General features: G+C 39.2%; 19 protein-coding genes and 3 pseudogenes. 2 read left to right on the forward strand and 20 right to left on the reverse strand.

What is annotated here, in order from left to right:
* Positions 1–58: 58 nt before the first annotated feature.
* Positions 59–1,033 (forward strand): membrane protein insertase YidC, encoded by a 975-nt coding sequence (gene yidC / locus CBF29_RS05965; protein WP_126808438.1) that lies wholly within the window; start codon positions 59–61, stop codon positions 1,031–1,033.
* A 97-nt stretch (positions 1,034–1,130) separates the two neighbouring features.
* Here yidC and CBF29_RS05970 read toward each other — a convergent pair whose 3' ends face one another.
* From CBF29_RS05970 to CBF29_RS06025, 14 genes and pseudogenes are all read right to left on the reverse strand, one after another.
* Positions 1,131–1,769, reverse strand: coding sequence for a Gfo/Idh/MocA family protein (locus CBF29_RS05970; RefSeq protein ID WP_425469890.1), 639 nt, complete (start codon positions 1,767–1,769; stop codon positions 1,131–1,133).
* A pseudogene (locus tag CBF29_RS14240) lies at positions 1,749–2,099 on the reverse strand (Gfo/Idh/MocA family protein); the annotation flags it as partial. The gene CBF29_RS05970 and the pseudogene CBF29_RS14240, both read right to left, overlap by 21 nt.
* Before the next feature lie 530 nt (positions 2,100–2,629).
* Positions 2,630–3,214, reverse strand: coding sequence for a hypothetical protein (locus CBF29_RS05975; RefSeq protein ID WP_126808442.1), 585 nt, complete (start codon positions 3,212–3,214; stop codon positions 2,630–2,632).
* 434 nt (positions 3,215–3,648) lie between these two features.
* A pseudogene (locus CBF29_RS13975) lies at positions 3,649–3,832 on the reverse strand (IS6 family transposase); the annotation flags it as partial.
* Between the two features lie 217 nt (positions 3,833–4,049).
* Positions 4,050–5,546 (reverse strand): HAMP domain-containing sensor histidine kinase, encoded by a 1,497-nt coding sequence (locus CBF29_RS05980; RefSeq protein WP_126808444.1) that lies wholly within the window; start codon positions 5,544–5,546, stop codon positions 4,050–4,052.
* Positions 5,546–6,232 carry a response regulator transcription factor gene (locus tag CBF29_RS05985; RefSeq protein WP_126808447.1) on the reverse strand — a complete coding sequence of 229 codons (687 nt, stop codon included), beginning with the start codon at positions 6,230–6,232 and terminating at the stop codon, positions 5,546–5,548. Before CBF29_RS05985 ends, CBF29_RS05980 begins: the two co-directional genes overlap by 1 nt.
* A 144-nt stretch (positions 6,233–6,376) precedes the next feature.
* Complete coding sequence (gndA, locus tag CBF29_RS05990) at positions 6,377–7,795, reverse strand: NADP-dependent phosphogluconate dehydrogenase (RefSeq protein ID WP_126808449.1); 1,419 nt, start codon at positions 7,793–7,795, stop codon at positions 6,377–6,379.
* Positions 7,796–7,926: 131 nt separating this feature from the next.
* Positions 7,927–8,508 (reverse strand): 3-isopropylmalate dehydratase small subunit, encoded by a 582-nt coding sequence (gene leuD / locus CBF29_RS05995; protein ID WP_126808451.1) that lies wholly within the window; start codon positions 8,506–8,508, stop codon positions 7,927–7,929.
* Positions 8,495–9,892 carry a 3-isopropylmalate dehydratase large subunit gene (leuC, locus tag CBF29_RS06000; RefSeq protein ID WP_126808453.1) on the reverse strand — a complete coding sequence of 466 codons (1,398 nt, stop codon included), beginning with the start codon at positions 9,890–9,892 and terminating at the stop codon, positions 8,495–8,497. The genes leuD and leuC overlap by 14 nt, the downstream gene beginning before the upstream one ends.
* A gap of 12 nt (positions 9,893–9,904) precedes the next feature.
* On the reverse strand, positions 9,905–10,954 hold the full coding sequence (gene leuB / locus CBF29_RS06005) for a 3-isopropylmalate dehydrogenase (RefSeq protein ID WP_126808455.1): 1,050 nt from the start codon (positions 10,952–10,954) through the stop codon (positions 9,905–9,907).
* Between the two features lie 20 nt (positions 10,955–10,974).
* Positions 10,975–12,489: a 2-isopropylmalate synthase gene (locus tag CBF29_RS06010; protein WP_126808457.1), complete on the reverse strand. Its 1,515-nt coding sequence runs from the start codon at positions 12,487–12,489 to the stop codon at positions 10,975–10,977.
* A gap of 1,341 nt (positions 12,490–13,830) precedes the next feature.
* A complete protein-coding gene (locus CBF29_RS14245) occupies positions 13,831–14,004 on the reverse strand; it encodes a helix-turn-helix transcriptional regulator (RefSeq protein ID WP_425469889.1) in 174 nt (57 codons plus the stop codon).
* A gap of 362 nt (positions 14,005–14,366) precedes the next feature.
* Entirely contained in the window at positions 14,367–14,549 is a 183-nt protein-coding gene (gene rpmF, locus CBF29_RS06020) for a 50S ribosomal protein L32 (protein WP_126808459.1), read from the reverse strand.
* A 59-nt stretch (positions 14,550–14,608) separates the two neighbouring features.
* The gene (locus CBF29_RS06025; protein ID WP_170170004.1) at positions 14,609–15,178 is read right to left on the reverse strand and encodes a YceD family protein; all 570 of its coding nucleotides are present in this window, start codon (positions 15,176–15,178) and stop codon (positions 14,609–14,611) included.
* 175 nt (positions 15,179–15,353) lie between these two features.
* Here CBF29_RS06025 and CBF29_RS06030 point away from each other — a divergent pair.
* A pseudogene (locus CBF29_RS06030) lies at positions 15,354–15,635 on the forward strand (ISNCY family transposase); the annotation flags it as partial.
* A gap of 204 nt (positions 15,636–15,839) precedes the next feature.
* Here the strand turns inward: CBF29_RS06030 and dnaI are convergent.
* The 6 genes from dnaI to polA all read right to left on the reverse strand — a co-directional run bounded on the left by dnaI (position 15,840) and on the right by polA (position 23,007).
* Positions 15,840–16,772: a primosomal protein DnaI gene (gene dnaI / locus CBF29_RS06035; RefSeq protein ID WP_126808465.1), complete on the reverse strand. Its 933-nt coding sequence runs from the start codon at positions 16,770–16,772 to the stop codon at positions 15,840–15,842.
* A 1-nt stretch (position 16,773) separates the two neighbouring features.
* On the reverse strand, positions 16,774–18,171 hold the full coding sequence (locus CBF29_RS06040; RefSeq protein WP_126808468.1) for a replication initiation and membrane attachment family protein: 1,398 nt from the start codon (positions 18,169–18,171) through the stop codon (positions 16,774–16,776).
* A gap of 16 nt (positions 18,172–18,187) precedes the next feature.
* The gene (nrdR, locus tag CBF29_RS06045) at positions 18,188–18,676 is read right to left on the reverse strand and encodes a transcriptional regulator NrdR (protein ID WP_126808471.1); all 489 of its coding nucleotides are present in this window, start codon (positions 18,674–18,676) and stop codon (positions 18,188–18,190) included.
* A 135-nt stretch (positions 18,677–18,811) separates the two neighbouring features.
* A complete protein-coding gene (gene coaE, locus CBF29_RS06050; protein ID WP_126808473.1) occupies positions 18,812–19,426 on the reverse strand; it encodes a dephospho-CoA kinase in 615 nt (204 codons plus the stop codon).
* Between the two features lie 17 nt (positions 19,427–19,443).
* Positions 19,444–20,277 (reverse strand): DNA-formamidopyrimidine glycosylase, encoded by an 834-nt coding sequence (mutM, locus tag CBF29_RS06055; RefSeq protein WP_126808475.1) that lies wholly within the window; start codon positions 20,275–20,277, stop codon positions 19,444–19,446.
* Between the two features lie 75 nt (positions 20,278–20,352).
* A complete protein-coding gene (gene polA, locus CBF29_RS06060; protein WP_126808477.1) occupies positions 20,353–23,007 on the reverse strand; it encodes a DNA polymerase I in 2,655 nt (884 codons plus the stop codon).
* Positions 23,008–23,081 lie beyond the last annotated feature (74 nt).

The raw sequence follows: 23,081 nt of genomic DNA on the forward strand, positions 1-23,081 counted from the left end.
TCGCCATTTTGACTTATAGTTATCATTACGTGAATAAATTTATAGAAGGAAGAGTTGCATGAAAAAATTTAAAAAATGGCTGATTGCTTCAGGCCTTTTCGGTATGATGTTGACATTGTCCGGCTGTGTACAGGTAATCAAAAGCGGTCCAGATGCTGGAAAACCAACGGGAGACGGTTGGGTCTACAATCTTCTTGTTCGTCCAATGAGCGGTATCATTGATTCTTTGGTACAAGCTTTTAATGGTAATTATGTTTTAGCAGTGATTATTTTAACAGTGGTCGTCAGGGCAATCCTGTTCCCGCTGATGGTCAATCAGACAAAAAAATCTACCTACATGTCTGAAAAAATGGCTCATCTGAAACCTCAAATTGATGCCATCAACGCTAAAGTCAAAGCGGCCACCACACCTGAAGAACAAATGGCTGCTAACAAAGAATTACAACAACTTCACAAAGATCATAACATCAACATGTTCAGCAGCATCGGCTGTTTACCCTTGTTGATACAGATGCCGATTTTTACTGCTTTGTTTTATTCAATCAAGTTCGCCAGCGGTGTCGACAAAGCTGCACCATTTCTTGGGATCGATTTGTCAAGACCTAGTTGGGTACTGACAATCATTGTCGGTCTTTTATATCTGGGACAAGCTTACCTGGGGACAATCGGACTTGATGAAGCCCAGAAGAAACAAATGCGTTCAATGATGTTCATGACACCAATCATGATGATTATGATTTCATTTTCTTCTCCTGCTGTCGTAACTATTTACTGGGTTGTCGGCGGTGTCATCAGCAGTCTGCAAACCTTATACACTAATTTGGTTCAAAAACCAAAAATACGGGCGCAAGTTGAAGAAGAAATCCGGTTAAATCCTCCTAAGCCTGTTGAAGTAAAAAAGGTCAAAGAAGTAAAACCAAATAGACCGGGACAAACCGGATATACTCCGATGAATCAAGGCAAAGGAAATAAACTAAATACTAAACCTACTAAAGGTTTAAACGCTGGTCGTAAACAAAACATCCGCAAATAGTTTATTTTTAAATCAAACGCTCTATAAACTGAATAGAAACGATTAAACGACGGAGATTTTATCTCCGCCGTTTTTTTCAACCTCATTTATTTAAAAATTAATAGCTCAGTTTCTTTTTGATTTGATCGATCATCTCCGCACAATTTACCGATGCTTGGCGGGACATCACACTGCTTTCCACCTCTCCTTTTGAAAAACAATCCATCACATGGACGATTTCACCATAAAAATCATCTTGGTGATAGGGAATGTCATAGTTTTTTGCTCCCTCTTTGTTTTGATTCAAAGAAATAGTTATACTGCTGCCGCGGTGAAAATCAGGCATCACAATTTTCCCTTTTGTTCCAGTAATCACAGCTTCCACCGGCAGATTACGGTCAAAACCTGATTCCAGCTGACAGGTGACATGATCATTTGCCAAAACAGCATTGACATAAACTTCTACGCCGCTAGTATGCATTTGATAGTCAACCTGTTGAAGCGATAATGGTTCGGTGGTAAAATCTTCAATCAAACTGGCATTATAAATCCCCATATCAAGCAGACAGCCCCCTTGAATCGGCTGATAATAATATCCCGAGTTTTCCTCTGGGACCAAGCGGCAAAAGCTGGTGGAAATATTAGTAATCTCACCAATCAAACCTTCCTTAATCAAGGACGACATTTTTTGATAAGCGGGAACGAAACGGCTTTTCATTGCTTCCATGAAGAAAACTTGATTTTCTTTCAATAACATATCTATCTCAAGCATTTGCTTCAAATCCAGTGTTGCCGGTTTTTCACAAAGAACCGCCTTACCGTGTACGATTGCACGCTTGATCCACTGAGCATGGTAAAGGTGGGGCAAAGCAATATATACGATATCCACGTTATTATCCCTTAAAAGTTCTTCATAATCATCATAAATTTTTTCACAAGGGTGTTCTAATTGAAACGCACGTGCCTTTTCCAGCGTTCGATTAGCAACAGCATACAAACTGCCCTTTTCTGTCGCAGCCAAACTGCCAGCAAACCTGTGGGCGATATTTCCTGCCCCTATGATTCCCCATCGGATCATCTTCATTCCTCCAAAATTTTTATTTTTTGAAAAATTCTTATCTCTGAATAACCGTAAAAATGGTTGTCATCTCCTTGGAAAAAAATAATACAGGAGACAAAAAGATGGATAACGACAGTGTAACATACGAGCTAGCCGCATCACATTGTTTTACTGCAAAACAACAGTTAAATTCCCTGAAAATCTCGATCAAGTTATAGATTGTCACTCATACAAAAAAATAAGAGATTAGTTCTTCCAATTCTTCCGAGAATTTTATAAGAAGCGTAAATTTTATCTTCGGTGTTTCTTTTAAAGTAACACCGAAGATGATGGCCAGCGGTGACAATAACCATATTTTTCTTTACGTTTTGTCTTAAAATGCTTTGTCTTGGTGCCACTCGTCCATATTAGACTGAGCGTACCTTAAAATAACTGAGCCTGAACATTTTGCAACTAAACTCTTTTATATACAAGAAAAAGAAATTTTTTGATTGTCAAAGTGACAAATGAAACGTATTAATATAAGTCTAGCTTGCAGTTACCCGTCGTCTCTGATTTTACTTCTCAAAAACTTTGATGCCAAATGCCCTCAAAACCTTAGCGGCGATAGTGGAACGTTGCAAAAATCCAACTGGCTCGATTGGTTCTGAGTTGTTCATAATTTTGTAGCCCTTGCCTGCTAAACCGATTGAATTACCGTCTGGCATGACTGGTATTTCACGGCCATTAGCTAGCACAAGCTTTAAAATGTTGATTTTATCCAAAGTGACTGGAGCCGTATGAACTTCATGCCTAACTACATTCGTCGGACTGTCATATTCCGTGTGAAACATTAGCCTGTTAAATCCATATTTTTGAAGTTCTTCTTGGCTATTTATATTAACTGGACTTAGCATAATCATTCCCAACTCGCTGTCTAGGACATAGCCTGTTTCATCTACCACAGATTCTGGATGCAGCTGATGGTAAATCGGATAGATCAGATATGTGACTGGCTCAAAATAATACCCTGTAATACCGTCCATATCTATCCCATCCTTGGAGGATCGATTCGGCAAAATACACCCGTCACGATAAACAGTGTGCATCAAATCTCCTAGTTCGTCATGTAGCTTTTGTTCGATCTTATTCATTAATTTCACTTCTCTTTCTCCTATCCGTTCAACCAGTTGTACATTGGCACTTTAGGAAATTCTTTATTTTCCAGCTGTCTTCTTTACATTATCAAAAGAGTAAACTGTGTGAATATTGGTGTAGTTGCAACGACTCTCATGACACCGCTAAAGTCTTCGTAAAACAAGCTGATACTAGCATCGCTTTTTGCTTTCATTTCCATCCAAATTAATGACCTGTGCGACTGCCGCAGAGTTCATCTCTTTGTTCCGGAATGCAACATATTCAAGAATTAAGCAAAGCCATTGATAGTGGGACCTGTCACAAATTAAACTTTTGCTAGTTCCAACAATTGCGCTAAATCATTTACGAAATATCTTAGGTCTTTGATTTGGGGATTCTGTTTCAAGCTTTATAAGGCTCGACAATGTTCTTTTTGATATTTCTTTTCATCCAAGTATCCCTAGTATACTTTTATTTCTGTGCTGACTGAAAAGCCGAAAAACGTGCCGGCTTTTCGGTTCTTCTTGTTTAGTCCTCGAAACATTCCCCTGCTTTTAATCAATGGTTGAAACTGTACGTACACTTCAACAAAATTTATTTCTCAGCTTAACAGGAGGACGATCCTGTTCAATCAAATCACTCAACTATTTCACAGTAAATAATTATAAAAATAGTATAACATAAGAGTTAGACTCACTAAATCATTTTACTGCAAAATAACTGTTTCATTACTTTTAAAAAAAATCCGATAGAACTTGAGATTGTCTACTATACAACAAGCTCTTCAAAGATATTTGTATATGAAAAAGCACATGAAGATGCTGAATTCATGTGCTAGTCTTTTTGATAAAAATACAAGCTTTAGTCTTTCTTCAAAGGCAACGTGATTCTAAACACCGAGCCTTTTTCCAAAACACTGTCGGCGTGTATCGTTCCGCCGTACGTTTCCACCAGTTCTTTAGCGATAGCCAACCCTAGACCGTTGCCGCCTTTGTGTCTGCTTCGCGCTTTGTCGACACGGTAAAAACGATTAAACACTTGGTCTAGTTCTTCTTCGCTGATTCCTTCTCCAAAATCCTGAATCACAATCTCAAGACTGTTATGATTATAAGAAACTGATAAATTAACTTCCTTGCGATCCAAGGAATATTTTACTGCATTATCCATGATAATGACCAAAATTTGCTCAAAGTGGTTGCGATAAATTTTGACTTGCATCTCCTGATCTAAATCATCATCCAAAATAAACGTAAACTCCGGATACAATAAAACAAAATTATTGTAACATTGGTGAATCACTTCTTTGGCATTGGAGACATCATTTTTATGTTGCAATTCCACTTGACCCACACGGGATAAATCAAGCATTTCCTGCACCAGCGTTTTCATCCGGCTGATTTCTTGTAACGAGGCCAAAAGAGATTCTTCCAAGATTTCCGGATCATCTTTTCCCCAGCGGTTCAACAACTGCAAATGCCCTTCGATGACTGCTACCGGCGTCCTGAGCTCGTGGGAAACATCCCCCACAAACTGCTGCTGCTGTTCAATAAAACGCTGCATTCTGTCAATCATCTCATTAAACACCAAAGCCAAATCAGCAAATTCATCACGTTGTTTAATTTCTGGAATACGGGCATCTGTTTGAGGATCTGCTTTAATTTCATTCATAGTGGCCGTGATTTTCTTTAATGGTCGCAGGAAATAGTTGGACAATAAGAAACCAAGAGCCAAACTAATGAGTAACCCGCCTATGATCAATAAAATCAATGTTCTGATTAAGTGACCACGAACTTCATCTACAGAGGACAAATTATAAAACAATTGAATGTAACCAATTTTTTCATCTGAATCTTTTGAAAAAATAGGTTGGGTAGCCAAAAATCCAGAGGTACCGTTCAGCATCGTTTTTTCTAAACTCTTGTTCTCATTGCCCACATAAGAATAGTTGGTATTTTTTGTCTCAAAGACTAATCCTTTGCTTTTATTATAGACAGATACGCTTAATTCCGGTAAAGACAAGTCTGAGATAAATGAGTTTAGGCGAATCAAGTTAGCCTCCAGTGTTCGCTCTGTCGGTTCACTTGTCAGCTGACCGCCGCTGTCTCCTAAATAATAAGCGGTGTTTCGAATTGTAAGTTCTAGGTTAGAAATCGATAAACGTTTTTCAATATTTTCCGTCACCTCTGTCACCTTTTCTTTCTCCTGAGAAATCAAAGTTGACATACTGGTTCGATAAGTTACCGCTGAAAAGATAATCACACTGATAAAAACAAAGGCGGAAGTAAGCAAAGTCCACTTGACACTTAAAGGCAAGTGCAAATGAACTTTGTTTTTTAACCGAATATAAACTTTTTTCATCAGGATCTCATCACATATCCAGTTCCGCGAACTGTTTGAATATAACTATCTTGTCCCGGTAAATCGATCTTGTTTCTGAGATAACGGATATAAACATCTACAACATTTGTTTCGACTTCCGTTTCATAACCCCAAACTTTTTTCAGCAAAACATCACGAGCTAAGACGACATTCACATTTTCCATCAATGTCAGCAGCAGCTCATACTCACGTTTTGTCAATTCGATGACATCATTATCGCGGCGAACAATCCGATTTTCTTTTTCAATCGTCAAATTGCGATAGCTGATGGTGGTTTGTTTTGTAATATTTCGATCGCCTTCAAAATCTATTCGGCGCAGCAATGCCCGCAGGCGAGCCAAAAGTTCTTCGATAGCAAAAGGCTTAACGATATAGTCATCTGCTCCGTGATCTAACCCTGACACACGGTCGATAACAGAATCACGAGCCGTCATCATGATAATCGGCGTGTCTTTCGTTTGTCGGATTCGGCGGCAGACCTCAATCCCATTTAACTCCGGCAACATCAGGTCTAACAAAATGGCGTCCCAATCAGTGCCTAAAGCTGCTTCCAGCCCAGTGCGACCATTATAATGCACTTCTACCTCGTAGCCTTCATGCTTTAATTCAAGCTCTACAAAGCGGGCAAGATTTTTTTCATCTTCTATGATTAAAATTTTATTCATTTCGGAGCAATTCCTTTCATTTCATTAGAAATATTCTCACACAACTCATATTATAGCGATTAATCTAAGAAAAAGCTATCGTTCGCTAGCAATAATATAAAAAGCTGATAAATCTTAACAGACTTACCAGCTAAAATGTTCTTTCTAGTCGACATACCATTCGTGATGGAAAATGCCTTCTTTGTCTTTGCGTTCAAACGTGTGAGCACCAAAATAATCTCTTTGCGCTTGTATGATATTTGCAGGCAAATCAGCACTGCGATAAGAGTCATAATAAGCAATAGCAGAAGAGAAAGTCGGCACTGGAACACCTGCCTGTATTGCAGCCGCCACCACTTCACGCACTGACTGTTGGTATCTTTGCGTCACATCATTAAAATAATCATCTAAAAGCAGATTTTTAAGTTCAGGATTGCGATCATAGGCATCAGTGATTTTTTGTAAAAACTTAGCACGAATAATGCAGCCGGCACGAAATATTTTAGCAATATTTCCGTATTGCAAGTCCCAGCCGTACTCTTCACTGGCAATTCTCAACTGGGCAAATCCTTGTGCATAACTCATGATTTTACTAAAGTACAACGCCTCACGGATTTTCTCAATAAATACTTTTTTGTCTCCCGTGAAGTTTTGCACGTCGACTCCTTTGATTTTACTGCTGGCTTCCACACGCTCATCTTTCATCGCAGAAATATAGCGGGCAAAAACTGATTCTGTGATTAGAGGCAAAGGCACACCTAAATCTAATGCACTTTGACTGGTCCATTTTCCAGTCCCTTTATTTCCAGCAGTATCAAGTATGACGTCTACTATCGGTTTTCCTGTTTCTTCATCTTTGTGGGTCAGTATATCAGCAGTAATCTCGATCAGGTAGCTGTCTAACTCCCCTGTGTTCCATTCTTTAAATATATCAGCCATTTCATCCACTGATAAACCTAACAGACGGGACATGATGTCGTAAGATTCTGCTATCAGCTGCATATCTCCATATTCAATTCCGTTATGAGCCATTTTCACATAATGACCTGCGCCGTTAGGTCCAATGTAAGTCACACACGGCTCTCCATCTTCTTCAGCCACTGCCGCAATTTTTTCAAAAATCGGTGCAACTAAATCATAAGCCTCTTTTTGTCCTCCGGGCATGATAGATGGGCCTTTCAGCGCTCCTTCTTCCCCGCCGGAAACTCCTGTGCCAATAAAATTAATACCTGAATCAGCCAACTCTTCATTTCGACGAATGGTGTCTTTAAAGAATGTATTTCCCCCATCAATCAAAATGTCCCCTTTATCTAAATGAGGCAGCAAGCTCTGAATCGTCAAATCTGTTGCTTTACCGGCCTTTACCATCAACATGATTTTTCTGGGTTGTTCTAACGATGCTACGAATTCTTCTACTGTATAAGTAGGAACCAGTTTTTTATCTGGATGTTCAGCAGCGACTTCTTTCGTACGCTCTCCTGTTCGGTTAAAAATAGAAACGCTGTAGCCTCGGCTCTCAATATTCAAGGCAAGGTTTTTACCCATCACTGCCATACCAATAACACCAATTTGTTGTTTGGACATGTCGTACCTCCTAAAAGTTATATTGCAAATAACTCGCATTCACGTTTTCCATTATACCTTATTTAGAGAGTGATGAAAACTTTTCGAATTGTGAAATCGATTAGGACCACAACGTTTTTATAAACCTGTTCTTAATAACTGACCATTTTTTCTTCATAGGCGGTGATTAATTCTTCGTGAGCCATTGTAATAGAAATATCATCCAGTCCGTGAATCAGCTTGTTTTTCCAAGTTGCATCAATCTCAAAATGAAATGTCCCCGCAGAAGTTCTAACTTCTTGCTGTTCTAAATCTACGACAATGTCTTCCTCTGACTCAATCCCAGCTATCTTTTCTCGTGCTTCACGAGGTAAAATAATTGGCAGCAGCCCATTTTTGATGGCATTCATATAAAAAATATCACTATAACTGCCTGCTATGATGACTCTGAAACGATAATCCATCAATGCCCATGCGGCGTGTTCTCTCGAAGAACCGCAGCCGAAATTTTCTCCCGTCACTAAAATCGTTGCTTCTTGACGTTTTGGTTGATTCAAAATAAATTCGGGATTTTCACTGCCATCTTCCAAAAATCGCCATTCGTCAAATAAATTTTTACCAAATCCTTTTTTCTCGATTCGCTTTAAAAATGATTTTGGAATAATTTGATCTGTATCAATATTATCATTCATCAAAGGGACTGTTTTCCCTGTATGTACATTAATAGCTTCCATTTAGCCAATCTCCTTCCCTAACATCCACAAAGGCTCCTGAAACAGCTGCAGCTGCCGCCATAGCCGGACTACACAAATGCGTTCTTGCCCCTTTACCTTGCCGCCCCTCAAAATTACGGTTAGATGTAGAAGCACAATGAACTCCCTCTGGTACTTGATCGGGATTCATCCCTAGACACATGGAACAGCCCGGCTCCCGCCATTCAAATCCTGCTTCTTTAAAAATTTTATCTAAACCTATTTTCTCTGCGGCTTTTTTGACCGGACGAGATCCCGGCACAACAATGCCAGTAATATTCTGATGGATTTTTTTACCATTAACGATACGGGCGGCTTCCTTCAAATCAGACAAGCGGCCATTCGTACATGAACCGATAAACACGTAACCTAACTTGATATCTGATACTTTCTGACCCGGCTTCAAATCCATATATTGGTAAGCACGTTCATCGTTGACATTTTTTATTTCTGGAAAATCAGCAGAAAAAGGAACTGCCATTCCCGGATTGGTTCCCCAAGTGATGATAGGTTCTAATTGACTGGCATCCATTTCGATAAGATGGTCGTACTCTGCATTATCATCAGTGTACAATGTTTTCCAATCCTCAATGGCCGCCGTCATATTTTCTGGTGCATACTCTCTGCCTTGAACATAATCAAATGTTGTTTGGTCAGGCGCCATCAAGCCCATCTTGCCTCCGCCTTCGATCGTCATATTGCAGATGCTCATTCGTTCTTCCATCGTCAAACTTTCAATCGTATCGCCAAAAAATTCGATGGCATATCCTGTCCCAAAATCGACACCGTAAGTAGCAATCAAATATAAAATAATATCTTTGGCGTAGACCCCTTCTGGTAATTCCCCTGTGATATGAATCCCCATATTTTTAGGTTTACTTTGCCAAATAGTTTGTGTGGCAAAAACATGCTCTACCTCACTTGTTCCGATACCAAAAGCAAGCGCGCCGAAAGCTCCATGGGTTGCTGTATGAGAATCTCCGCAAACAATCGTTTTACCCGGTTGAGTCAACCCTGTTTCCGGGCCGACCATATGGACGATACCCTGACGCTCACTGCCATTGTCGCAAAGTTCAACACCAAATTCCTTACAGTTTTTTTCCAGTGCCTCGATTTGTTTTTTTGCTACCAAGTCCGTAATATTAAAAATATCTTTCGTCGGCACATTGTGGTCCATAGTGGCAAATGTTTTATCAGGCCGTCTAATTTTACGACCCTTTTCCCGCAATCCTTCAAAAGCTTGCGGAGAAGTAACTTCGTGAATCAGATGCAAATCAATATATAACAGTTGGGGTTCCCCAATCTCTCCATAGACCACATGTCGGTCCCACAATTTATCGAAAAGTGTTTTCCCAGATTTTTCCATACGTAAAACTCCTTAACCTTTTATTTTTTGAATGACCGCTTCTTCAAAGTCGCTAGTAGTTGCTTTTCCGCCTAAATCACCAGTTAAAATTCCCGCAATCATCACTTCATCACATATTTTTTCCAAATATTCTGCCATTTCATGTTGGTCAAAAGATTCACGGAGCATCATCGTCACAGATAAAATCATCGACATCGGATTGGCAATATTTTTTCCTGCAATATCCGGAGCAGATCCGTGAATCGGCTCATAAAGGGAAGGTCCGTTTTCACTATGACTGGCACTTGGCAACATTCCTAGAGAACCAGTAATGACTGATGCCTCATCACTTAAAATATCTCCGAATAAATTCTCTGTCACAATCACATCATAATATGCCGGTTGGGTGATTATTTTCATGGCTGCTGAATCGACTAGCTGATGTTCTAGGGTAACGTCTGGATAATCTTTGGCTACTTCTTCGGTAATTTTTCGCCATAATTTACTCGTTGCCAACACATTGGATTTGTCCACCGATGTGACTTTTTTCTTTCTATTTCTTGCCATCTCGAAAGCTTTTTTCACAATCCGTCGTATTTCTTCACCTGAGTATGGACACGTGTCCAAAGCAAAATCATCTTCTAGTTTGCGGGGAGTCCCAAAGTAAATCCCCCCGGTCAATTCTCTAACTACAACAAAGTCGCTGCCTTTAACGATTTCTTCTTTTAATGGAGACAGATGAACGATGGCTTCCGGCACCCTGATCGGTCTGACATTGGCAAAAAGTCCCAATGCCTTTCGCAGTTGGAGCAACCCCTGCTCTGGTGTTTTTTCAGCCTGCTCCCACTTTGGTCCGCCAATGGCTCCTAGTAAAATGGCATCTGCTTGCTGACAAGCTGTCAACGTCTTTTCTGATAAAGGCTCCCCTTCCAAATCGATGCCCGCACCACCGAAAGGAAAACTTTCCACTTCATAAGCAAAATTAAATTTTTTGCTTGCCTCAGCTAAAATATTCAAGGCACTGTCCATAATTTCTGTTCCGATGCCGTCACCGGGTAATGTTACAATCTTTTTCTTTGTCATTTTTCCACCTCTTAATATAATCATGCCTGTTCGCTTAATGCATTGGAACAAGCTTGTAAATAAGCTTTTGCTGATGCTTGAAGCACATCAAAATCAATGCCGACACCATTGAAATATTCATTGGTTTGGGGTTTTGAAATTGTCACATGAACTTCTGCTTGCGCATCTTCTCCGCCAGTGATTGCCCGAATCTGATAATTTTCAAGCATGATGTCTTCGTCTACCAAACGATTAATCGTATTGTAGATTGCTTGTATACTTCCCGAACCTACAGCCGAATCAGTATAAGTCATTTCACCCTCTTGGATTGTTACGATGGCCCCTTGACGCCCCCCTGATACGTACTGCAACTGTAAACTGTTCAAGAAGTATTTGTCAGCTTTTTCATGGGCTTGACCTAAAACAAGAGCATGCAAGTCATCAACTGTCACTTGTTTTTTCTTATCAGCCAAATCTTTGAAACGTTTAAAACTCTCCGTCATTTCAGTTTCAGATAGTTGGTACCCCAGCTCATTCATTCTAGTTTTAAACGCATGTTTGCCAGAAAGCTTCCCTAGAGGCAAGGAATTCGTTGCTACTCCTACCAGACTTGGAGTAATAATTTCGTAAGTATTTGGATTTTTCAGCACTCCATCTTGGTGAATTCCCGACTCATGAGAATATGCATTTAAGCCAATAATCGGTTTGGTAATCGGAACCGGGACACCGGAAATACGGCTGACCAAATCACTGGTACGTTTTGTCTCTTCAAAAAAAATATTACTTTCACACTGATAAAAATCTTTGCGTACATACAATGCCAACGCAACTTCTTCAATCGCTGTGTTGCCTGCCCGCTCCCCGATACCGTTGATTGTTCCTTCCACACGAGTCGCACCGTTTTCAATGGCTGCTAAAGAATTTGCCGTTGCCATCCCTAAATCATTATGACAGTGGGAAGAAAAAATAATGTCGTCAAAATTAGGAATATGAGTCTTCAAATAATTAAATAGTTGTCCGTATTCTGTCGGATTTGTGTAACCAACAGTATCAGGAATATTAATAATGGAAGCTCCAGCATCTATTGCTGTTTGCACTGCTTGCAGTAAAAATTCTTTTTCCGACCTTGTAGCATCTTCTGGTGAGAACTGCACCTTATCAAATTTAGATTTAGCATACGCCACGTGTTTCTTGATAGACTGGAGAACTTCTTCCCTTGTCATGTTCAATTTATCTTTCATATGAATTTCACTGGTAGCAATAAACACATGTATTTGTGGGTAATTGGCGTGTTGTAGCGCTTCATGCGCCCGATCGATATCTGCTTTGGCACATCTGGCAAGTCCAACCACTGTGGTTTTTGATACAGCTTCAGCGATAGCTTTTACTGCTTCAAAATCTCCCTGTGAAGCTATTGGAAATCCAGCTTCAATGGCATCGATGCCGTAAGCTTCTAATTGTTTGGCTATTCTAACTTTTTCACTTGTGTTGAAGTTTACCCCAGGGGTTTGTTCACCGTCACGTAATGACGTATCAAAAAACTGGATTTTTTTCATGATGACACCCTCCTAAATAAAGTTTACATTTCTTTCATTCTTTTCCTTATTCCAATAATCAAATAAATCTAAGCAGACAATTCTCTTTTTTATAAACCCGGCCATACTTTTTTCATTAAAAAAAGCATCTCACAATGTGAGATGCTAGCCCCCACATCGTTGAATGCAGAAATAGGGCCACAGGTTTTCTTCCCGTCAGCCCTTACGATAATAATAAAAAGAAAACGTTTCTGTTTGTCTTTTTAATCATCTTTCTGTTCTTCCTTTCTTTGTGGGTCATTTTGTCTGCTCTTCTGAATAATCAATTGCTGAAATCGAAAATTTAAACAATTTTCTGAAAATTCAGAATTCAAGTTAATTAAAATACTATTAGTTTTCTATGAGAATGTCAAGCTTTTTTTGGATAAACCTCTAAAAACTTATATTTTCTGCTTATTTAAACAAGCTAGATCGAATTACCTCATTCTAGATTCCCCTAAAATAGTACAATAAAATAGACAAATATTGCCAAGGACGCAATGATTATATATCAAACATTTTTAGGCCGTGTCCACAAAGGCTTCAAAGATATTCAAGAGACATTAGAATCAATGTTTTAACTCATAGGACAGGATGGACGGTTCTATTTACACATAATTCTTGACGCTACCTGATTAAAAAAGCTATCGTTCATCTTAGGCTTAATATCATAATAAGAATAGCTATATAAAACTTCAGCCAAAGTTCCAACTCTTGAACTTCTAAAATCACTGTTATAAAGAAAACAGCACAACCACGATAGCCAGCATATAACATTCCTATAAAGAAAAATATAAAAGTAAACATCAAGTTTATATACCTTTTGGGTTTTGCACTTAGTCTTATCTTTCTCTTCCAGTAGATATTCTCTAGGTGATAGGGAATATGTTTATTTTCTGTGTTTCCTTATAAAGATGAAGCTTATAACACAAATTATAAAAAACACTAGACAAAAAAATAATGTATGAAACACTCCACTGGGATAAGGTGCAATCCACCCTTGTTTGAAAACAAGCGTTGAAATATATCCAGTCAACATAGAGACTGGAATGAAGCAAACCCCAATTATATTAAGCCAATCCACATAAAAGTGCGTTTTTTCTATTGATAATAATTTTCCGATAAAATAGCCGGCAATTCCAACTGCTTGAATAACCATTGAACCCCAGACAGTTTCCATTGTCTGTTCTTCATACCATGCACAAAATAATCCAATTACAACAAAGGTCGTTGACGAAATGTAAAGTACCTTACTAATGATTTCTTTACTTGTTTGTGCTTTATTCTCTACTGGCTCAATTCCCTTTAAAATATAATCTGTTGCTACCCAAAAAATTGGCTCATGATAATTATTCTTTCTAAGTCAGGTGTGCTTTGTTCACTTTCCCATTTAGAAACAGCTTTCCTAGTAACGCCTACCTTATCTGCAAGTTCCTCTTGAGACAGTCCCTTTGCTTTTCTCAAGTAGTGTATTCGGTTTGCTATATTCGTTGGCAATACTCCTTTCTTTCATAGTATAATTGTAGCAATTTTATCAGTTGCATAGCCACCAGTTAAGCAAGAAATATGTCAACCAGCAGTTGCAAGAAGCCTTTTAGCATTCAAACAACAAATTTTTATCTGTCAGTTCAAGTAATTTTTTAGTATTATTATCTACGAGACTTCCTTCTAATGATTTGCTTTAGACGACTTCATTTTATCAGTTGGAGGTCTCCTTTTGTATCTAAAAATGGAAAAGAGTTGATGGAAAATCTGGTAAGGGTTTTCCGTCAACATTAAATCTTGTAGAACCGATAAACTAAAAAACCCGTTAGACTCCATGGTTGTCTAACGGGTTTTTAACATTTTCAAAAAATGTTTTATTCTTCTGTTGAGTTTGTTACGTCTTTTCCATCATAATGACCACATTCTGGACATACATGGTGGCTGCGTTTCATTTCACCACAGTTTGAGCAGACGCTCATACCAGGTACAGATAATTTATAATGAGTACGACGTTTTGCTTTTTTTGCTTTTGAAGTTCTTCTTGCAGGTACTGCCATTGAACTACACCTCCTTCAACTCTTCCTACTGCAATAAATGCAGTAAATCTATTCCAATCTTACGACTCATCATCACTTGCTTCGTTATCATCTAACAAAGCAGACAATGTCGCAAAACGAGGATCCAAAGTTTCCTTTTGAGACTGTTTCTGTTGTTGATAGTATTCTTCTTCTGACATGATTTTCCAAAATTCACCCTCAGGCATTTTATCAGATTTTTTTTCTTCTGCTGTCAATACCTGCATTGGAATATTCAGCAACACATAGTCTTCGATTGCTTCACGTAAATCCAAAGTATTGGTTTCCAGAACCATCACATCTTCATAGCCTTCAACAGTTTTTACCAGCTCATATTGCTCAGGTTTCATATACACTTCATCAATCATAAATGCCATTGGAAAGTTCACTGGTTCCAATGAACGGCTAGAAGGGACAACTATCTCTAATTGAACTTCTAACTGAACTTCATAAGAAGTCTCATCAACATTTAAAAAGCCTGATACTTTTACTTCACCAGCACTTAAAATTGTCTCATCCCGAGCCATCAATGATTGCTCTATATCGATTTTAGTGTCAATTTTTAATGGATTGCCTTGATATTTTCGCAACTCCAGCAGCGACCATTTCATCATTATCACCTCTTGCGCAACAAAAATAATTATACTAGGTTCGATTTTCTTTGTCAATCAAATTTTCTTGACAGCTCGTGTTGCTATCATTCGAAAGTGATAATGTCCTAAGTAGGTCGAAAGACAAAATGTACCAAAATGATACACTAGTCATATGAAAAGGATACTATTAACAATGAATGAAACCAAAAAATATAAAGTTATTAAAGCTGTTGCTGAAAAAAAGAAACAAAAAGCCAGAGCCTGCATTGAGCTGAACTTATCAATAAGGCAGGTCAATCGTTTAGTTAAAGCCTATAAAGAGAAAGGGAAAATAATATTTGCACATAAAAATAGAGGCGTCAAACATAAGCATGCTGTCCCTGATAACATTAAACAACAAATCATCACGATTTATCGACAGTTTAAAGTGCGCCCTAACGTTAAACACTTTGAACGCTATTCAGAAGAATTTGACACGATCCCAGAAACAAAAAAAGAAAGACGCAAGTATATTCCTCCACAGTCACATCCATGGAAACTTGAGTCTTTCAAAAGATATCTTCGACGTATTGAAAGTACACTCGAAGACTATGAGGCTGAAAAAACAGCCTAAGACAAAATCATCTTATTCTACCAATAGCGGTCATATTAGTGCAAGTTTTACGTAGTAAACTATGAGCTATTCCTGATTACGGCGATTGATACCTACCATCTTGATTTCTTTTGACAGGTAGCGAATACGTTCCATAATTCGTTTAGCTTTCAACGGTTCATCATCACCTCGCTGAGATTGTCGCAGGTGCTCATGCTCCAATTGATGCATGTCAAAATTCGAACTGAAAAAAGTCGGGAGCTGTTCCTGCATGCGATATTGCAAAATCACGCCTAAAATATCATCCCGAACCCAAGGTGTCATGGAATCTGCACCGATATCATCAATCATCAAGATAGGAGATTTTTTTACTTCATCCAGTTTTTCTCCCGTGCTATTATCTCCGATAGATTGTTTCATCTCTACCGCAAACGTCGGAAAATGTATCAGTGTGGTTCGAAAACCGTATTGTGCCAATTCATTGGCAATAGCCCCCAGCAGATACGTCTTTCCCACACCAAAGGAGCCTTGGAGATACAATCCTTTCTGGAACTTTTTAGGTTGACTTTTAAAAGCAGTAATAAAGCTGGAAGCTTCTTCAATGGCCTCCATTCTTTCTGCAGTCAAATGAAATTCGCTCAATTTTGCTTCACGAACATCTTTAGGGATGTCCACCGCTCTCACCCGCTGCCGAATCGCCGCTTCCTTCTGTCTTGCCAGCAGCTCTTTGGTCGGCACATAGGTTACATCAATCGAACGATAATTCAAAAATAATTTCGGCTCATATCCCGGAGCAAGCATGGAAGAATCGCCACTCTCATATTTTTTTCGCTCTTGAACAAATTCATAAAGCTTGGCATAACTTTTTTCGATTACTTCCTCTGTCATGATGTCCTTATGCTCTTCTATAAATTCTTGAACTTGAGGATGACCTAAGACTTCAGAAACCAACAGTTGAAAACGGTCGTTCCATTTATTTTTACGGATGACTTTTTCCATTTCTTTTCCAACATGCTCCATGTTATTCACCTTCTTCTGTTCCATTGAATATATTCAATCTAGCCTTAAATGCTTTGATTTCTTCCTCTGACAGAGGGGTTTCTTTTACATCTTTGTCCGCCCATTCAGGCAACGTCTCTGTCCGAGTCTTTTTTTGATAGTAGTTTTTCTTGGTTGCTTGGCCTCTTCTTTTCTGAGAGGCTTCATTTGTTTTATTCACCAAATTCTTGACCTTTTCAATCGCTGCTTCCGGCGAATGAACACTTGACTGTGCCCAGTCATTAGCAATGGTGTTAGCGAGTTTTGCAATAAATGTCGGTTCATTTTTGACCACTAGAATATAGTGAATCAAAATATTGATAACACCGCCCGGCAAACCAGACTGCCTCACCAAATTCTCGACCGCCCATCTTTCTTCATTGGAAACAAAGCCGTTTTTTTGTTCTTTGATATCTTGAATAAAACTTAGCGGTGCACTTTCCTCACTTGATAAAATCACACTAATCTCACCTTGAGAAAAGCCTTGCTGTCTCAAGGTGTTTTTCCTCTTTCCCCTCTCAGTAGCATCGTTGGTGGGGGAAACAGGTGATTCCTGCTGTTCTTTCCTGTGATATTTCTTTACAAATGAATGTTTTAATTTACTCAACTCAAGTTCATTTTTTGTATAATCAACAAAAGGCAACAGACTCTCTTTCATCTCTAATTCATTGATGCCATACAGTTGATGGAGAAGCAAAATCAGCTCTTTGACTTCCCCTGATAAATAATCCGGTTTGAGATGCAAATCTTTTACGACGGATAAAAAATATTCCCAATCAAATGTCTTTGAGTCGATTTTTATTTCAGGCTGATAAACAGCAGCTGTTTTGTTTTTCGCATGAGACAATTCCTTAGGAGCCGACAACAGACGCTCCCCATTGAACTGATATGTTTCTATAAATTTACGCGTAGTTTCATGGTAATCATCAGAAATTTTCTTGTGAAAATTAAATTCTTCCAATAGTCCGTTGAAACGACGTTCTCCGACTTTGTCTAACAACAGCAGCGTCAAAACATCATCTTGGAAAAAAGTCTGATAGGACAGCGGTGCCTCAAGACGATAAATAAACTTTTTGCTGTTGTGCTCTTCTTTTTCAAAAACTCTTAATAAACCCAGACCTTCTAAGCGGCTGCGCCCCTGATAAAAAGTCGGGATATCAATATCCATTTCATTCAGAAGATCTGCATGAAACATTTCTCTGCTTTCCTTGTCACTAGATTGAATCATCGTCAAAAACAAATGATACAGACTGAAAGCTACCACACCGATCAACGGCTGATAGAGAAAGCTTAAAGTTTTTTTATCCATATCTGATACCAATTGTCCCTGTTGCACAAAAAAAGTATCTTTAGGCTTCACATTTTTCCATGCTTGATTCAACAATGTCAACTCCTAATCATTTTCCCTCTTCTTTTGAATCATGGGAGCTTTGCCCTTTGTTTACCATCTCTTGCATTTCTTCAATAAAGACACCCACGTCTTTAAATTGACGATAAACGCTGGCAAATCTGATATAGGCGATTTCATCCAAGTCAGCCAGATATTCCATGACATACTCGCCGATTAAACTGGTTGGCACTTCACTTTCTCCCCGTGCCCGCACTTTGTTTTCCACTTGATCCACGACATTTTCCATTTGTTCCATAGAAACTGGGCGTTTTTCTGCGGCACGAATCAATCCGCGTAAAATTTTCTCGCGATTAAACTCTTCCCTCTTGCCGTCTTTTTTGATCACCAATAAAGGTGTGGCTTCAATTCTCTCAAAAGTCGTGAAACGAAAGCCGCAAGCTTCACACTCTCTCCGTCTGCGGATCGCACGTCCTTCATCAGATGGACGACTGTCCACTACTCTAGAGCCATTATTTTGACATTTTGGACATTGCATTTTTTTCACCCCTTATAGCTTTTACGTTTTCGTAGACTTACTCAAACCAGCAGTTCTGTACTAGTTCTTCTGTCTTTTATTGTACCATGAAAAACAGTGATTGGTACAGTCTGACTATTTGCCGGACTAAGAGCTTTAATTACCTTTCCAAACTTCTGGAAAGTGTTCCTGCAACCAACTTTCCAACTGTCGGTAAGTGTTTTCGACACTGTATGAATTATCTATTACAATGTCAGCCAAGTGCTTTTTTTCTTCAATTGGCATCTGACTTTTTATCCGTTGTCCAGCGGCTTCTTCATTCAATCCATCTCGCTCCATCAAACGTTTCAACTGGATTCTTTCTGGAACATAGATGACCATCACTGCATCCATCAGCTGGTGATAATTTTCTTCATACATCAAAGGGACGTCCACCACGATTAGTAGCGGCTTTTTTTTCTCAGCTTCTTTAATTTTCTCACCAATAGCATGAAAGAGTTCTTCTTTTAAAAGGTAATTCAACCGTTCCAATTTCTTTTTATCATTAAAAACAATACTGCCTAATTTTTTTCGATTCAGTCTTCCTTCTTCTGTCAGAATCTCTTTGCCAAATTCTACCGCAATCTTACTCAGTCCAGCCGTGCCTGGTTCCACTACCTCACGAGCAATAATATCTGCATCGATCAGCGGGATATTCCTCTCGCTGAAAAATTTGTCCGCCGTTGATTTGCCAGTGGCGATGCCTCCTGTAATTCCTAAGACAAATGTCATTTGAACTTCCTTCTTTCTTACTCAACGAGCTTTTTCTGACAACTCGGACAAAAATGTGTCCCTCTTTGTGCTACCTTGATTTTACTGATTGGTGTGCCGCACCTTGGACAAGCTTTTCCAGTTAAGCCATAGACATTCAAAGCTACTTGAAACTTCCCTGCCTCTCCCAAGGCATTTTTATACGTTCTGACTGTCGTCCCGCCAGCTTCTACTGCACGTGCCAAGACATCTATGATACTCTCATATAGCGCTAAAACTTCCTGTTTATTCAAAGTATCCGCCGGCTGTTCTGGATGTATTTTTGCTTGAAATAAAGCTTCATCCACATAGATATTTCCCAGACCTGTGACCAGACTTTGATCCAGCAGTAAAGGTTTAATCGCTCTGTGAGACGCCTGCAACTGCTTTTCAAATACATCCAAATGAAAGTCTGACCGGATAGGTTCAGGACCTAATTTTTTTATTCCCGGATAGTCTAGGGCATGATGCTTAGGCATCAATGTCATCCTGCCGAATTTCCTCACATCTAGATAGCGTAATTCGCTGCCATCAGTAAATTTAAAAATCACATGAGTGTGCTTCAAAAGTTCATCATCTGCCTGATGGTATTCGTATTTTCCTTCCATTCTCAAATGAGAAACCAAATCGTAGTGGGTCAACTTGAAAATTAAAAACTTCCCTCTTCGATCAAATCCTTCGATAGATTCATTGATTAATTGTGTCTTGAAAAAATCTACTTCCGGCCGCTCGATGATTCTGGGCCAAAACACAGTCACTTCTTTGATCGTTTTACCGGTCACTAGCTGATTCAGGCCGATTTTTACGGCTTCAACTTCTGGTAATTCTGGCATATTCTCCGCTCCTAAACTCTATTTGTCAAGGAAGGACTGCCTCTTTAACAGAAAACAGTCCTTTTCAAAAATTATTTATTTTGCATCGTACCAAGTATCGCCCCAACTGCTGTCTGCTTTTAAAGGCAAACTAAAAGTAGCGATACCTTCCATCACTTCTGTCACCACTTTATCCAACTGCTCGATTTCCTCAGCTGGCGCTTCAAATACCAGTTCATCATGCACTTGAAGAAGCATGGTAGCTTCCATATTTTCTTTAGCCAATCGTTTATCCAGCTCAATCATCGCCAGTTTCAAAATATCTGCGGCACTTCCTTGAATCGGCGTGTTGATTGCTGTCCTTTCAGCAAATGACCGAAGATTAAAATTACGAGAATTGATATCAGGCAAGTAGCGGCGGCGATGCCATAAAGTTTCCACAAACCCTTTATCTTTGGCTTCCCGAACGATGTCCTGCATATATTTTTTAACTCCAGGATACTTTTCAAAATAAGTATCAATAAATTCCTTGGCTTCTTTTCGAGTAATCCCCAGATTTTGAGACAAACCGTAATCACTGATACCATAAACCACACCAAAGTTGACAGCTTTTGCCTGTCGTCGAATATTCGGGGTAACTTCTTCAGCCGTTTCGATATTAAAGACACGCATCGCTGTACTGGTATGAATGTCTTGCCCTTCTAAAAAGGCTTGACGCAAATGTTCATCCTGACTGATTTCTGCCAACACACGCAACTCTATCTGAGAATAGTCAGAAGCGAAAATCTTCCAGCCCGGCTTTCTCGGCACAAATGCCTGACGGATTTTCCGTCCTTCTTCCAAACGAATCGGAATATTTTGAAGGTTAGGATCAACCGAACTCAATCGACCTGTTTGAGTCAATGTTTGAACATATCTTGTATGAATTTTGCCGTCTTCGGGATGGATGACTTTCAACAAACCTTCCACATAGGTCGACTGGATTTTCGCCACCTGACGGTAATGCAAAATCTCGTCGATGATAGGGGATTTGTCTTTCAACTGTTCCAAAACATCTACAGCAGTAGAGTAACCTGTCTTGGTCTTCTTTATCGGCGGTAATCCCATTTTTTCAAACAGAATCACTCCCAGTTGTTTCGGTGAATTCAGATTGAATTCCTCTCCTGCCAATTCATATACCCGCTGCTCGATACCTTTTAAGATAACAGAAAATTCTTGCTGCATCTTTGTCAAGCGGCTGGCGTCCACCTTGATACCTGCTATTTCCATTTTCGCTAAGACTTGGGACAGTGGCAGCTCCATCTCATAAAACAAATCATGTTGCGCCTGATCGCTTAACTGCTCGTCAAGAGTCGGATAAAGATAGGCCAAAGCCTTGATTTTGCGTGCCAAATGCTCCAGCAAAACTGCTTCCTCCGGTAATCCCCGTTTGACACCTTTGCCGTAAATTTTTTCATCTGTTTCAATCTCACGAAAGTCATAATTATAAGCAACTTCCGCTAAATCCTCACTCTTATCATTAGTATCCAGTAAGTACGCTGCCAATAACGCATCGAACGTCACTCCGGCGAGTTCAATATCATAACGATTTAAAGCGACCGCCGTGCGTTTCACATCATATGTTTTTTTAGTCAGCTGATTATTTTCAAGCCATTTTTTAAATAAAGGCTGGTGTAACATTTCATCGCCAGAGCACACATAAATATGCTCCTGATTACCCCAAGCGACTCCTGCAATCTCCGCAAGATGATAATTTTCATCCAACATTTCAAGATAAAATTCCATGCCGTCTTTGAACATCTCTTCTTTTGCTTCAAGAACATGTTCAAAAACAATTTCTGTCAGATTTTCTGCATTGCTTTTGATTTCATCACTATCAACTTTTGCCAGGAAAGAATTGAAATCCATTTCTTTATACAAAGGAATCAATTTATCAAAATCTTTTCCTTCATAAGCAAGATCATCCACTTTTATTTCCACAGGCGTGTTCAAATTGATTGTCGCCAATTCTTTACTCATAAATGCCTGATCTCTGTCTTTGATTAAATTTTCTTTCCTTTTGCTTTTCTTCATGTCATCAAGATGTTCGTAAACTCCTTCAAGACTGCCATATTCTTTCAAAAGAGTGATCGCTGTCTTTTCACCTACACCTGATACTCCCGGCAAATTGTCTGATGCGTCCCCAGCCAAACCTTTCATATCGATGATTTGCCTTGGGGTCAGACCATACTTTTCTTTGATATGTTCTGGAGTATAAGATTCCAACTCGCTAACACCTTTGACTGTCACCTCAACTCGGATATGATCATCTGCCAGTTGTGTCAAATCCTTGTCGCCCGAAACGACGACGACATCAAAATCATCATGGGAAACCTTGTTTGCCAACGTACCGATAATGTCATCTGCTTCATAATTATCCAATTCATAATGCTTAATACCAAGTGCCGTCACCATTTCACGAATATAGGGCAACTGTTCTCTAAATTCACTTGGGGTTTTAGAACGTCCGTCTTTGTATTCTGAAAATGTTTCATGACGAAAAGTTGTTTTTCCTGCGTCAAAGGCCACTAAAACATGACTGGGTTTCTCTTTTTCTATGATATTTTCCAGCATATTATGAAACGCATAGATGGCATTAGTGTGCAAACCGCTGCTATTTTTAAAACGATTTAGAGATTGATACAGCGCGTAAAACGCACGAAATGCCACACTGTTCCCATCTACTAATAATAACTTTTTTTTATCTGCCATTGACTCGATCCCCTTTATAATTTTAAAATTGGTAGCTGCTATTTTTAATTTTAGTTGGATGCCCCGAAACTTGC

Origin of the sequence: Vagococcus elongatus (assembly GCF_003987645.1) — a bacterium.
Classification (GTDB): domain Bacteria; phylum Bacillota; class Bacilli; order Lactobacillales; family Vagococcaceae; genus Vagococcus_A; species Vagococcus_A elongatus.